The sequence below is a fragment of the Winogradskyella sp. MIT101101 genome (assembly GCF_047126865.1).
Taxonomy (GTDB): Bacteria; Bacteroidota; Bacteroidia; order Flavobacteriales; family Flavobacteriaceae; genus Winogradskyella; species Winogradskyella ouciana.
This window is the reverse complement of the sequence record NZ_CP138982.1, coordinates 3,522,336-3,536,139: the sequence shown is the minus strand read 5'-3', so window position 1 is coordinate 3,536,139 and position 13,804 is coordinate 3,522,336. Positions and strand designations below refer to the sequence as shown.

Below are 13,804 nucleotides of genomic sequence, written 5' to 3'. Positions count from 1 at the left end.
CACTTCTATTTCTCTCTTTTTAGCTTAAATTTGGAGGTGTTAATGAAGACAAAGCCATATTATCGTATGGCTTTTATATTGAGAGGACATTTAATTATTAAATATGAGAAAAGAAAGCAAACATAAAGGCTGGAACGAAATAAAAACAAACGACTCTTGGGCTATTTTTAAGATTATGGGTGAGTTTGTAAATGGTTATGAGAAACTAAGCAAAATAGGCCCTTGCGTTTCTATATTCGGTTCTGCACGTACAAAACCAGACCATAAATACTACAAATTGGCTGAGGAAATGGCTCAAAAAATTGTTGAGCATGGCTATGGAGTTATCACTGGTGGTGGTCCAGGTATTATGGAAGCTGGTAACAAAGGAGCACATATAGCTGGAGGTACTTCAGTGGGACTAAATATTGAACTACCTTTTGAGCAGCACGATAATCCTTACATTGACAGAGACAAGAGCCTAGATTTTGACTATTTCTTTGTGCGCAAGGTTATGTTTGTAAAGTATTCCCAAGGTTTTGTGGTGATGCCAGGAGGTTTCGGGACTTTGGACGAGCTCTTTGAAGCCATGACGCTTATACAAACCCATAAAATTGAAACTTTCCCAATTATATTGGTCGGAACGGAATTTTGGGGCGGATTAATGGATTGGGTAAAAACCACATTATTAAATGCCAATAACAACATTAGCCCTAAGGATTTAGACTTAATTCATCTTGTAGATACAGCTGATGAAGTTATAGAAATCCTCAACGATTTCTACAAGGAATATGGCTTAAGCCCTAATTTCTAGAAAACTACTACTGCATCCCAAATTATGAAAAAGAAGATACTAAGTTTTTTAACGGTTTGCCTTGTGAGCAGTATAAATGTTTCTGCACAAGAGACATTTAAGGTCATGTTCTATAATCTACTCAACTACCCTCTTGAGGATGCCGTACCTAATCGCGAGGATGACCTAGAGTTTATATTGGCAGACTACCAACCTGATTTGTTTTTAGTTTGCGAGCTTAACAATATTACTGGTGCCAATACTGTTCTTAATATAACTAGAACAGCTATAAACCCTAATTTTGAAATGGCCACTTATGTTTCAAATACCTCTGATGATACTACTGGCGACCAGAATGATTTACAGAACCTATTATATTACGACAGTACCAAGTTTATACTCGAAGAAGAAATCATTGTTCCAACGGATTTGAGAGATTTTAATGTGTACAGACTTCAGTTAAATACCATCGATCAAGATATAAATCCTGTTGAATTTTATGTCATAGTCTGTCATTTAAAGGCCTCTAGTGGCACCGTAAATGCACAGCGTCGGTTTGAAATGGTCTTGGAGCTAGATGCATATCTAAATACGCTTCCCAGCGACACGAATGTTATTTTGGGCGGTGACCTAAACCTGTATACAGGCAGTGAGCCCGCTTTTCAACAATTATTGCAAGACACTAACAACATAACGTTTGCAGATCCTGCTGACCGTGTAGGCAGCTGGAATAATAACCCAAACTTTGTGGATGTCTTTACACAATCCACCAGAACACAATCTGGCATGGGAGGTACAACAGGTGGTTTTGATGATCGTTTCGATTTTATCTTAACCTCAGAAAACATATTGAGCACAGCCAACATTACCTATGTGGCAGACTCATACCAAGTGTATGGCAACAATGGCTTATCAGCATGTTATAACAGCGCAATCAATTCGTCTAATTGTGCCGTACCTGGCTCTGAATTTTCGTTTGAGGTAAGAGATGCGCTTCACAATTTCAGTGACCATTTGCCTGTAACGCTCAGTCTAGAAGCTGACGTTACACTATCTGATTTAGGTGATTCTGAAATTACTGTAAATTATAATTTAGAAAAGACGTTAATAGATTCAGAATTAATTATATACATAAATTCATTTAAACTTTTTAATCAAGAGTTGAATATATATGATTCCCTTGGGCAAGTGGTAGAAACTTTTCAAACCAACTCAAGTGAGCGACAAGTTTTTAACACAACTAACTTAAGCAATGGTATTTACTTTCTTGGCTTCTCTAAATCTCAAACTAAACCTATAAAATTTGTTATTTCACGTTGATTAAAAAGTTTCTCATACCAATTGCTTTTCTACTATTTTGTGCAGTCACACTAGCACAGAATAAAATTGATATTAATGCTATTGCAGATGTAGAAACCAAAACCATATCCATAACCCAAACGATAACTTACAAAAATGAATCGGATACGGTTTTAAAAGAGATTTATCTCCACGATTGGAACAATAGCTTCTCAAACAAATCCACACCGTTAGCTAAACGTTTTGAAGAAGAGTTCAGCACTAAATTTCATCTGGCAAAAAGTGAAGAACGTGGTTTTACACTTATTACTACCATTAAAGACCAAGTTAATGACACTAATCTTAATTTTGAGTATTTAAAATCGCATCCTGACGTCATCAAGGTTCATCTAGCTGAGCCATTACAACCAAATGCATCCTACAGCATATACCTGAGTTATATTCTTGTTATACCTGATGCAAGTTTTACGGATTATGGCTTCACTAAGACTAAAGATTTTGAATTAAAGTATTGGTATATTACTCCAGCAGTTTTTGATGGAGAGTGGCATTATTATAGCAATAAGAATCTCGACGATTTGTATGTACCAAAAGCCGATGTTACTATTACGCTCACCCACCCACTTAATTACAGAGCAACATCAGAATTGGATGTGATTGCCATGAACCCAAACACCGAAAGTAGGCAGCAAACCACAATTCTTCATGGCAAAGACAGAGTGGACACCTATTTATCCTTAAACAAGTTTCCACGTTACGGTTTTGTACAAACCGACGATCTCATCCTTATTTCCAACATTAACGAAAAAGGGCTTCCAGGCAGTGATAAGGCGATATTAACGGATAGAATCACACAATTTTTAGCTGAAAATTTGGGAGAATATCCTCATAAGCAATTATTGGTATCTTCAATTGACTATAACAAAGATCCATTGTATGGACTAAATCAGCTTCCTGATTTTCTGAGACCATTTCCGGATCAGTTTCAATATGAATTGAAACTACTAAAGACCTCGCTAAAAAAATATATCGACAACGTCCTTTTATTAAATCCAAGAAAAGAACATTGGCTCAGTGAAGGTTTGCAAGTATATTTTATGATAAAATATGTTGAAACGTATTATCCCGATATGAAGTTATTTGGAACTTTATCAGATGTCTGGGGTCTGAGGGCGTTTCATGGTGCAGATTTAGATTTTAATTTTCAGTATTTCCTCTACTCTATGGAAATCGCCAGAAAAAACAGAGACCAGCCTTTAACCACTTCTAAAGACTCATTAATTAAATTTAATGCCAATATTGCCGGGAAATATAAAGCTGGTATAGGACTTAACTATCTGGATGAGTTTTCTGAAGATATCGACTTATCTCAAACCATCACCGAATTTTTAGAGCAAAATAAATTAAAGCGCGCAAGCATATCTGATTTTGAATCTTTTCTAAAATCTAAAACCAGTAAGAATATTGATTGGTTTTTTACAGATTATGTAAACACTCGAAAGAAGATCGATTTTAAAATAAACAGTATAGAGACATTGGGTGATTCCATAAAATTAACCATTAAGAATAAGCGTGATAATACAATGCCTATTTCTTTATTTAAACTGAGTAATGACTCTGTTATTGGTAAGCAATGGGTAGAAAACATAAAAGGGTCTAAAACCATCACTGTGAGCAAGGACAGCGTAGACAAATTTGTTTTAGACTACGATAATGTGGTCCCAGAATTTAACCAACGTGATAATTACAAATCTGCCAATGGCTCGTTTATAAACAACAAACCTTTGCAGTTTAGGTTGTTTAAAGACATAGAGGACCCTTATTATAATCAGGTTTTCTTTATGCCACTTGTGGAGTTTAATAATATCTATGATGGACTTACACTGGGAACCAAAGTTTATAATAAAACCATTTTAAGAAAACGCTTGAACTATAAGTTTTCACCGCAGTACGCAACACGATCTAAAACACTCACGGGTGGTTTTAGTGTGTTCTATTCGCATAACTTAGAAAATCAAAACTTATTTGATATTACCTATGGTCTATCGGCAGGCTATCAGTCTTTTGCTCAAGATGCATTTTTTACAAGGATTAGACCTTCGTTGACCTTCTCTTTCAGGGATGATAGTGATTTTAGAAAAGACCAAGTAGACAGAATCACAGCTCGTTATGTAAGTATTAGTAGAGAGTTAGGAAATAACGCTATAATTGAAGAATTAGATGAGCCAGATTATGGTGTATTTAACTTAAGGTATACGCATTCCAACCCAGGTATTATCAACTTTTCTAGATTTAACACGGATCTTCAGATAGCGGATAAGTTCAGTAAGCTGTCTGTTAATTATGAGTTTAGAAAACTGACCCAAAGCAATCGGAATATTAATCTTAGGCTATACGCTGGCGTATTTTTGGATAACAACACAGATCCAAATTCCAATTTTTTCAGTTTTGCATTAGACAGACCAACAGATTATCTTTTTGACCTCAACTACTTAGGTCGATCAGAAGATGCTGGTATTTTTAGTCAACAAATCATTATTGCAGAAGGAGGTTTTAAGTCCAAATTGGAAACCCAATTTGCCAATCAATGGATGACCACAGCCAATTTTAGCACTTCCATCTGGAGGTACATCCATGCTTATGGTGATTTAGGTTTGGTGAAGAACAAATTCAGTCCAGCAAAATTCGTTTACGATTCTGGTATTAGACTCAACCTTGTTGAGGATTATTTAGAACTCTACTTTCCTATTTATTCTAGTCTTGGATGGGAAATTGCTCAACCCAATTATGACCAACGCATTCGTTTTATAATTTCTGTAGATCCTCAAGTTTTATTGGGTCTTTTTAGAAGAAAATGGTATTAAAAGATTCTTATTAAAAAGTTGATTTTTTGTGTTATTTTAAATATATTATGAAATAACGGTTGGTTTTTTGAGAATATTATAGAATTATAACATTTCTTGCTATTGCAAAAACCATCGTAATTCAGTATTTTTGCCACACCAATTTTAACGCCATATGAAGACCAATTCTGACATTAAAACAGAAATTACATTCGAAGATTTTAAAGCTCAAGTCTTAAATGACTATAAGCTTGCTGTTACAAGTCGTGAATGTAGTCTTTTGGGTAGAAGAGAAGTTTTAACTGGTAAAGCAAAATTTGGCATCTTTGGAGATGGCAAGGAAATTCCACAATTAGCTTGGGCAAAAGCTTTTAAAAATGGGGATTTTAGATCTGGCTACTATAGAGACCAGACGTTTATGATGGCCATTGGAGAACTCACTATAGAGCAATTTTTTGCGGGTCTTTATGCCAATACCGATTTAAGGCAAGAGCCTATGTCTGCTGGTCGCCAAATGGGAGGCCATTTTGCAACACATAGTTTAGACGAAAACGGTAACTGGAAAAATTTAACCGAACAGAAGAACTCAAGCGCAGACATCTCGCCTACTGCCGGGCAAATGCCAAGGCTTTTAGGATTGGCACAAGCCTCTAAAATATACAGAAATGTAAAAGGAATTGACACCACCAATTTTTCAAATCAAGGTAATGAGATCGCTTGGGGAACTATTGGTAATGCCAGTACCAGTGAAGGTTTATTTTTTGAAACCATAAACGCGGCAGGTGTACTACAGGTGCCGATGATCATAAGTGTTTGGGATGATGAATATGGTATCTCAGTACATGCTAAGCATCAAACCACCAAAGAAAATATTTCTGAAATCTTAAAAGGGTTTCAACGCGATAAAGACAATAACGGCTACGAGATTTTACGCGTAAAAGGCTGGGACTATGTTAACCTCATCGAAACTTATGAAATGGCAGGTAAAATTGCCAGAGAAGAGCACGTTCCTGTACTCATTCATGTTCAAGAACTAACACAACCACAAGGCCACTCTACTTCTGGTTCGCATGAGCGTTATAAATCCCAAGAACGTTTAACTTGGGAAAGAGAATACGATTGTAATCTTCAAATGCGCAATTGGATGATAGCTCATAATATTGCTACTGAAGAGGATCTTTCTGAACTTGAAAAAACCATTAAGAAAGAAGTTAGAGATGGAAAAAAAGCGGCTTGGACTAATTATCTAAAACCAATTATAAGCGAGAAAAACGAAGCTGTTTCCTTGTTGACCAATCTAGCCAATACAAGTTCCAATAAAGTATTTATAGAGAAGTTGGTAAAGGATTTAGATGCTATTGGAGAACCTAATCGCAAAGATGTTATCTCCACAGCCAGAAAAGCATTGCGTTATGTAATTAATGAAGATTCGGAAGCCAAAGAAAATTTACTTAATTGGATTGAAAATTACTTTGCCGAAGTACAACCAAAATACAGCTCTGATCTTTTAAACGAAACGGAATCTGCCGCCATTCACATCAAAGAAGTTAAACCTACATATAGCAACCAACCAGAGCAAGTTGATGGTCGTGTGGTGATACGTGATAATTTTGACGCCATCTTTGGTAATTACCCTGAAGCCTTAATCTTTGGAGAAGATACTGGTAATATTGGTGATGTTAACCAAGGGCTTGAAGGTTTACAGGAAAAGTACGGTGAGCTACGAATAGCTGATACCGGAATTAGAGAAGCAACCATAGTTGGGCAAGGCATTGGTATGGCAATGCGAGGTCTGCGTCCAATAGCAGAAATTCAGTATCTGGATTATTTATTGTACGCTTTACAGATTATAAGCGACGATTTAGCGACTGTTCGATACAGAACAAAAGGAACACAAAAAGCACCATTGATTGTTCGTACCAGAGGTCACCGTCTGGAAGGAATATGGCATTCAGGCTCACAAATGGGAGGCATTTTAAATCTGATAAGAGGTGTGCATATTTTGGTACCACGTAATATGACAAAAGCAGCCGGTTTTTATAATACACTTTTAGAAAGTGATGAGCCTGCGCTCGTTGTGGAATGCTTAAATGGTTACCGTTTAAAAGAACCATTGCCAAATAACGTTGGTGAGTTTAAAACACCTATCGGTGTTGTTGAAACCATAAAAGAAGGTACAGACATTACCTTAGTTTCGTATGGTTCTACAGTTAGGGTTGTTGAGCAAGCGGCAAAAGAATTATTGGAAGTCGGTATTGACGCCGAAGTTATAGACGTGCAATCTTTATTGCCACTAGATTTAAATCATGACATCGTAAAAAGTGTTGCAAAAACCAACCGTTTAATGGTTATCGATGAAGATATGCCAGGTGGAGCTTCAGCGTATATCCTAGATCATATATTGAACACACAAGACGCTTTTCAGTATTTAGATAGCCAACCAAAAACATTAGCGGCAAAACCGCATAGACCAGCTTATGGATCTGATGGAGATTATTTCTCTAAGCCTTCTACTGAAGATGTTTTTGAAGCTGTATATGATGTGATGCACGAAATGAGCCCTAATGATTTTCCGAAATTGAGGTAACAAATCAAACTATATTATTTTTATATAAACCATTACATACGTGATGGTTTTTTTATATTTATAGCTAAACCAATCATACATGCTTACTAAATCAGATAAAACCAAACTTAGGAGTACTATTTTTAGACACTTAGACGGTATTGCTACTTCTACTTCAGCACATTCACTTTACAAAAAGGGCATTCTAAATCACCTATTGGAAAACAAAAGTGTTGCCTTACACAGTTTGTCCCAAACGTTTAATGCTAATGAGGGTTATCTTAATGTCGCCCTCCGTGTTTTATGTTCTCAAGGGTGGTTAGATCAGCAATTGGATAATAAGAATAACACTGTTATTTATACCACAAACTCAAATTCTGAAAAAGCTTTTGGCTTGGTTGGTTTATATGAAGATGCCGTTAATTTACTTAAGTACTCCGATCGTTTTGCCGATGAAAAAATGATCAGTACAGATGCTTTTATAGTTTTAGAGCGCATCTTTAAAAAATTTGAAACCAATTACGGTCTCAATATTTCTGATGAAGATTCCATAGAATACCAGATTTATAAACATATTGAAGGAGTTATTGCAGGCCCTATTATTGTGCTATTAGGTGTTAACGGGCTTTTTCATAAATATTTTATGGAAGCTTCCTTTACCGCTGAAGAATATCATAAAAACCCTGAGAGCTTTAAGAAAATACTTGATTTCTTAGCCCATTTAGGCTGGTTTAACAAAAAAAAGAACACTTATCAATTCACCGATAAAGGCTTGTTCTTTGCGAAACGTGCCAGTGCCTATGGAGTAACCGTGTCTTACATTCCAACGTTTTTACATCTAGATGAACTTATTTTTGGGAATCCTCTGGTTCTAAAAACGGACTCACCAAGCGATACCGAAATACATGTACATCGCGAAATGAATGTTTGGGGAAGTGGTGGTGCCCATGCCACTTATTTTAAGGTCATAGATGAAGTCATTATCGATTTGTTCAACAGACCCATTGACGAGCAACCCAAAGGCATTTTGGATATGGGCTGTGGCAATGGAGCATTTATAGAGCATATTTTCAATGTTATAGAGCAACAAACTTTAAGAGGGAAACTATTGGATGATCATCCATTATTTTTGGTGGGTGCAGATTTTAACAAAGCCGCTTTAAAAGTGACAAGAGCCAACCTAATAAAAGCAGATATTTGGGCAAAAGTCATTTGGGGAGATATTGGGAGGCCAGATCTTTTGGCTTCAGATTTAAAGGAAGATTATAATATTGATTTGCTCGATTTATTAAACGTTAGAACCTTTTTAGACCACAATCGTGTGTGGGAAGCACCAAAAAACAACCATAACATTATAAGTGATTCCACTGGTGCTTATGCATCAAAAGGCAATAGATTGAGCAATAATGATGTAGAAGCCTCCCTATTAGAACATTTGAGCAAATGGAAACCCTACGTAGAAAAATTTGGGCTTTTAATTATAGAACTACATACTATTAGTCCTGAGTTGGTCTCAAAAAATATAGGAAAAACTGCAGCTACTGCTTACGATGCTACACATGGTTATAGCGATCAGTACATTGTTGAGGTTGATGTGTTTAGAAAAATAGCAGAGCTTGCAGGTTTAGAACCAGACAATGCTCACTTTGCCAGATTCCCAGATAGTGAATTAGCTACGGTTAGTATTAACCTTTTAAAAGGCACCTCATAGATATGAAGATTGAATCTATCGTCAATATAAAAAAAGAGCTTCAGCATTTACCAAAGGAAGACCTGTTGGCACTGTGTTTACGTCTAGGAAAATTTAAGAAAGAAAATAAAGCCTTACTCACCTATTTATTGTTTGAATCCCATGATGAAGACGGCTATATCGCTAGTGTAAAATCCACATTAGATGAGTTATTTGAAGGCATGAATACGGACAGTTATTTCTACATGAAAAAAACAATCCGGAAAATATTAAGGCAAATAAGAGTTTACAGCCGGTATTCCAACAAAAAAACAACTGAGGTAGAACTCCTACTCTATTTCTGCGAACGCTTAAACGAGCTTAAACCTTCTATTCATAGAAATAGAACGCTAAGCAATCTTTATGAACGCCAAATCATTTCGATAAAGAAAAAAATAAGTGTTCTGCATGAGGATTTACAATACGATTATAATCTACAATTACAAGACTTACGACAATAAACCTTTGTTTACATTTGCACTGATTTAAACTCAAAACATAAGAATGAACAAAGCGAAAATCTCTACGCTATTAAGACAATTTAAGTTAATCTACTTAACGGATTTAATACGTTTTCGTATTCAAAAATATAAGAACAGTAAAGCCAATGCTGCCTTTAAGAAAAAGCATCCTAATGTAAAGTTACCACCAGATTATCTGATGTATGAGTCGTTTCAGATGAATTACGATAAATACTATAACGGTGGATTACAGATGGCAAAATCCTTAACGGATCACTTCAAAAATCATATTGAATTAGAGAACAAACGCATTTTAGATTGGGGCTGTGGACCTGGACGCATCATAAGGCACATGCCTAAAGTTGTAAATAACGGTTGTGAGTTTTTTGGCACGGACTACAATGAAAAATCCATTGCTTGGTGCTCTAAAAACCTACCTGGAATCCATTTCAACAAAAATGAATTAACGGCAAGTTTGCCATACGAAGATGATTCCATGGATGTAATTTATGGCATTTCAATATTTACCCATCTATCTGAGCAAATGCATTACGATTGGTTTAATGAGTTATATCGTGTTTTAAAACCCAATGGCATCATGCTTTTAACCATGCAAGGAGATAACTTTAAGATAAAACTTAATGACTCGGAGCTTAAGCTCTACGATCAAGGCAATATTGTAGTAAGAGGAAATGTAAAGGAAGGCCATCGCACTTACTCTGCTTTTCATCCAAAGGCATTTGTGCAATCTTTATTCAGTAAAACTGAAGTTTTAGAACATATTGTTCAATCTTCAGAACATAAAAGCTGGGTACCACAAGACATTTGGATCGTTAGAAAATAAACCAAAACCTAATCTTGGTTTTGCTTCTTGGCCTTTTTACTTCCTTCATACATTTCATATTTCACCAATCGCGACTCTAACTTAGCATTAAACACCTTTATTTTTCGAGAAGGTCGTAATCCGATATGTTTTAAAGCTTCAAGATTAGATGTGATGAGCCATGCATTGGTATTTGGATAGCCATGCTTTAAGGTGGTGCCAATATTACCGTAAAACTCTTCAACATTCAGGTTTTCTAAACGTTCACCATACGGAGGATTAAACACCATGTGCAATTTCTCATCACCTGCCTTTTGGGTCTTAAAGAAATCTTCATGCTGAATATGGATAAATTCATCTAAATGCGCATTTTTAATGTTCTCCTTCGCTTTTCTTATAGCCGAAGGTGACTTATCGTATCCTAAAATTTTATGGTGAAAATCGCGTGTTTTCTTCAATAAGGATTCTTCAATGGTTTCAAACAATTCCACATCCCAATCTTGCCAACGTTCAAAAGCAAATTCTTTTCGCATTAAATTCGGTGGAATATTACAAGCAATCATAGCCGCTTCTGCCAATATGGTACCACTACCACACATTGGATCCATAAAATCCGTTTGGCCGTCCCAACCGCTCATCATAATTAATCCTGCTGCCAGTACTTCGTTGATAGGAGCAATATTGGTTGCCGTTTTGTACCCTCTTCTATGCAGTGATTCACCAGAAGTATCCAAAGAAATGGTGCAGCGCTGACGGTCTATATGCACATTGATTTTTAAATCCGGAAAGCGCAAATCTACATTAGGTCGTGTACCATCCATCTCCCTAAAACGATCCACAATGGCATCTTTGGTCTTTAAAGCCGTGTACTGCGAATGGGTAAACACACTATGGTTAACCGTGGCATCAACAGCCAAAGAACCTGAAGGTTTCAGGTAGTTTTCCCATTTAATGTTCTTTACATTTTTGTAAAGGTCTTCTTCCCTTGCTACTCTAAAGGACTTAATAGGTTTTAAGATTTTAATGGCCGTTCTAATACCCAAATTGGTCTTATACATAAACCCTTTGTCACCAACAAAGCTTACGTTTCTCACGCCCTTTTCTACTTCCATAGCACCGAGCTGAGTTAATTCCTTTGCTAATATATCTTCAAAGCCAAATAAGGTCTTGGCCACCATTTTAAAATTATTGTCCATGTACTAAAATGTAATCCTTTCAAAGTCCACAACCTATTTATTTCAAATGTCTTGGTGCTTTTTTGATAAGGTATTCAATTCAAAACTCAAATAGCGAGCAAATAGATTGCAAATTTAAGCTATTTTTGCAGGACATATCATATATATGACAAAACCAACAAAACAATGGTACGCCTCGTGGTTTAACACGCCTTACTACCACATTTTATACAAGGACAGGGATTATTCTGAAGCACAGCTTTTTATGGATAACCTCACCAACTATCTTAACATACCAGAAGGTGGTAAGATATTGGACTTGGCATGTGGCAAAGGCAGACACTCCATATACCTCAACGAATTAGGTTTTGATGTTACAGGAGTTGATCTCTCTGAGCAAAGTATAAAACATGCGCAGCAGTTTGAAAATGACACCTTAAGATTTGATGTACATGATATGAGCAAACCGTATCCTGATACTTTTGATGCCGTTTTTAATCTCTTTACAAGCTTTGGGTATTTTGAAGATGAAACCTGTAACCTCAAAACGATAAAATCCATAAAGGCAGAACTCAACGATTTTGGATTTGGAGTCATTGACTTTATGAACGTCAACTACGTGATGGATCAATTGGTTTCAGAAGATATAAAAACTGTTGAGGGTATTGATTTTCATCAAAAACGAAGTATTAAGGATGGCTATATTGTAAAAGACATTAGTTTTAAAGCCGATGGTGAACACTTTGAGTTTCAAGAACGTGTTAAGGCGTTCACCTTAGAGGGTTTTGAAGCTTTATTTGAAGAAGCCGGAGTGTATTTGTTGGATGTTTTTGGTGATTACAAACTAAAAACCTACCATGCTCAAACCTCTGAACGGTTGATTATGATTTTTAAGTAAATTGAATTCAATGAATAAGTACCTCTTCCCTATTTATGCTATAATTATTGGTGTGGTCATTGCTTTTATAACTAAAAAGCAAAAGTCCATTGGCACCAAACTATTATTATCTTTTAGTGGAGCATTTTTATTGGCATTAACCCTTTTTGATTTATTGCCAGAGGTGTACCATCATCTCAACGCTAAACAAACAGGTCTATTTATAATGTGCGGTATTTTGCTTCAGATTATTTTAGAGTTCTTCTCAAAAGGTGCTGAGCATGGCCATGTACATATTCATAAGGATAACACGCAGTTTCCGTGGTTACTGTTTTTAAGTCTTTGTCTTCATAGTTTGTTGGAAGGTTTCCCGATCCATCAGCATAATGATATGGTCTATGGTATTTTAATTCACAAAATTCCAATTGCTGCGCTGATTAGTGCCTTTTTATTGCAGTCTAATTATAGTAAGTTACAGATTATAGGCTTCTTAGTGGTTTTTGCAATAATGACTCCTTTAGGCACCTATGTTTCTAACAATACCGATTTAGCCACAGGCTATTTAGATATTGTTAATGCCATAGTAATCGGTATCTTTTTGCATATTTCTACAACCATTTTGTTTGAAACCGGTGAAGGCCACAAGTTTAACCTCTCTAAACTGGTTGCGATTTGTTTGGGAGTATTGATTGCCTATTTTATTTAAAATGTTTAGTAAAGAAGAAAGCCGACAACTCCGCCAGGAATTCTGGACCAGTTTTGGAAAATCATTTCCAAGAAACCTGCCTAACGGCAGACAAGGATGGCTGTTGTACAATACCAAAATTAAAGGTCTATCCTTTAAGTTTCATTTTGATACCAGGTCTGCATTAATTGCATTGGACCTTGAAGATGATTTAGAAAACCGTATTAACTGCTGGGAAAAATTGATAGCCTTAAAAGGTATCTTACAGTCTGAATACTTACCCAACGCCATTTATGAGGAAGAATACTATTTAGACAACGGGAAGGAAATCTCACGCATCTATGTTCCATTAGACCAAAACGTATCCATTCACAACAAAAATACCTGGCAAGTAGTTATGGAATTCTTTAATGTAAACATGACCTTATTTGAAGCTTTTTTTGAGGAGTATAAGGAATTTATAAAGCCATAAGCACCTTGTTTTTCTATACAGGTATTTTGTATAAATCGTGATATTTAAACAATCCGAACGTTATACAAAATACATGATAATACAATTTATTTCAGGTCATTG

Annotated in this window: 11 protein-coding genes; 10 read left to right on the top strand and 1 reads right to left on the bottom strand. The window is 36.0% G+C overall.

Annotated elements, in window-relative coordinates; translation table 11 throughout:
• The first annotated feature begins 103 nt into the window (after positions 1-103).
• From SIB89_RS15900 to SIB89_RS15870, 7 genes are all read left to right on the top strand, one after another.
• Positions 104-793, top strand: coding sequence for a TIGR00730 family Rossman fold protein (locus SIB89_RS15900; RefSeq protein ID WP_155087826.1), 690 nt, complete (start codon positions 104-106; stop codon positions 791-793).
• Positions 794-817: 24 nt separating this feature from the next.
• Positions 818-2,092: a T9SS type A sorting domain-containing protein gene (locus tag SIB89_RS15895; protein WP_412560549.1), complete on the top strand. Its 1,275-nt coding sequence runs from the start codon at positions 818-820 to the stop codon at positions 2,090-2,092.
• Positions 2,089-4,935: a metalloprotease gene (locus SIB89_RS15890; protein ID WP_412560548.1), complete on the top strand. Its 2,847-nt coding sequence runs from the start codon at positions 2,089-2,091 to the stop codon at positions 4,933-4,935. Before SIB89_RS15895 ends, SIB89_RS15890 begins: the two co-directional genes overlap by 4 nt.
• A 154-nt stretch (positions 4,936-5,089) precedes the next feature.
• Positions 5,090-7,501, top strand: coding sequence for a thiamine pyrophosphate-dependent enzyme (locus SIB89_RS15885; RefSeq protein WP_412560547.1), 2,412 nt, complete (start codon positions 5,090-5,092; stop codon positions 7,499-7,501).
• Positions 7,502-7,580: 79 nt separating this feature from the next.
• The gene (locus tag SIB89_RS15880; protein ID WP_412560546.1) at positions 7,581-9,191 is read left to right on the top strand and encodes a class I SAM-dependent methyltransferase; all 1,611 of its coding nucleotides are present in this window, start codon (positions 7,581-7,583) and stop codon (positions 9,189-9,191) included.
• A 2-nt stretch (positions 9,192-9,193) separates the two neighbouring features.
• Entirely contained in the window at positions 9,194-9,670 is a 477-nt protein-coding gene (locus SIB89_RS15875) for a hypothetical protein (RefSeq protein ID WP_412560545.1), read from the top strand.
• Positions 9,671-9,713: 43 nt separating this feature from the next.
• Positions 9,714-10,514 (top strand): class I SAM-dependent methyltransferase, encoded by an 801-nt coding sequence (locus SIB89_RS15870; protein WP_412560544.1) that lies wholly within the window; start codon positions 9,714-9,716, stop codon positions 10,512-10,514.
• An 8-nt stretch (positions 10,515-10,522) separates the two neighbouring features.
• Here SIB89_RS15870 and SIB89_RS15865 read toward each other — a convergent pair whose 3' ends face one another.
• The gene (locus SIB89_RS15865) at positions 10,523-11,689 is read right to left on the bottom strand and encodes a THUMP domain-containing class I SAM-dependent RNA methyltransferase (protein ID WP_155087833.1); all 1,167 of its coding nucleotides are present in this window, start codon (positions 11,687-11,689) and stop codon (positions 10,523-10,525) included.
• Positions 11,690-11,834: 145 nt separating this feature from the next.
• Between SIB89_RS15865 and SIB89_RS15860 the strand changes: the two genes are divergently transcribed.
• The 3 genes from SIB89_RS15860 to SIB89_RS15850 are packed head-to-tail and all read left to right on the top strand — an operon-like array spanning position 11,835 to position 13,702.
• Entirely contained in the window at positions 11,835-12,566 is a 732-nt protein-coding gene (locus SIB89_RS15860; protein ID WP_412560543.1) for a class I SAM-dependent methyltransferase, read from the top strand.
• 10 nt (positions 12,567-12,576) lie between these two features.
• Entirely contained in the window at positions 12,577-13,251 is a 675-nt protein-coding gene (locus tag SIB89_RS15855) for a ZIP family metal transporter (protein WP_155087835.1), read from the top strand.
• A 1-nt stretch (position 13,252) separates the two neighbouring features.
• Positions 13,253-13,702 (top strand): DUF4268 domain-containing protein, encoded by a 450-nt coding sequence (locus SIB89_RS15850; protein ID WP_412560542.1) that lies wholly within the window; start codon positions 13,253-13,255, stop codon positions 13,700-13,702.
• Positions 13,703-13,804: the final 102 nt, after the last annotated feature.

Coding starts and splice junctions, on each gene's coding strand:
- SIB89_RS15900 (WP_155087826.1), top strand. CDS start 104: ATGAGAAAAGAAAGCAAACATAAAGGCTGGAACGAAATAAAAACAAAC.
- SIB89_RS15895 (WP_412560549.1), top strand. CDS start 818: ATGAAAAAGAAGATACTAAGTTTTTTAACGGTTTGCCTTGTGAGCAGT.
- SIB89_RS15885 (WP_412560547.1), top strand. CDS start 5,090: ATGAAGACCAATTCTGACATTAAAACAGAAATTACATTCGAAGATTTT.
- SIB89_RS15880 (WP_412560546.1), top strand. CDS start 7,581: ATGCTTACTAAATCAGATAAAACCAAACTTAGGAGTACTATTTTTAGA.
- SIB89_RS15875 (WP_412560545.1), top strand. CDS start 9,194: ATGAAGATTGAATCTATCGTCAATATAAAAAAAGAGCTTCAGCATTTA.
- SIB89_RS15870 (WP_412560544.1), top strand. CDS start 9,714: ATGAACAAAGCGAAAATCTCTACGCTATTAAGACAATTTAAGTTAATC.
- SIB89_RS15865 (WP_155087833.1), bottom strand. CDS start 11,689: ATGGACAATAATTTTAAAATGGTGGCCAAGACCTTATTTGGCTTTGAA.
- SIB89_RS15860 (WP_412560543.1), top strand. CDS start 11,835: ATGACAAAACCAACAAAACAATGGTACGCCTCGTGGTTTAACACGCCT.
- SIB89_RS15855 (WP_155087835.1), top strand. CDS start 12,577: ATGAATAAGTACCTCTTCCCTATTTATGCTATAATTATTGGTGTGGTC.
- SIB89_RS15850 (WP_412560542.1), top strand. CDS start 13,253: ATGTTTAGTAAAGAAGAAAGCCGACAACTCCGCCAGGAATTCTGGACC.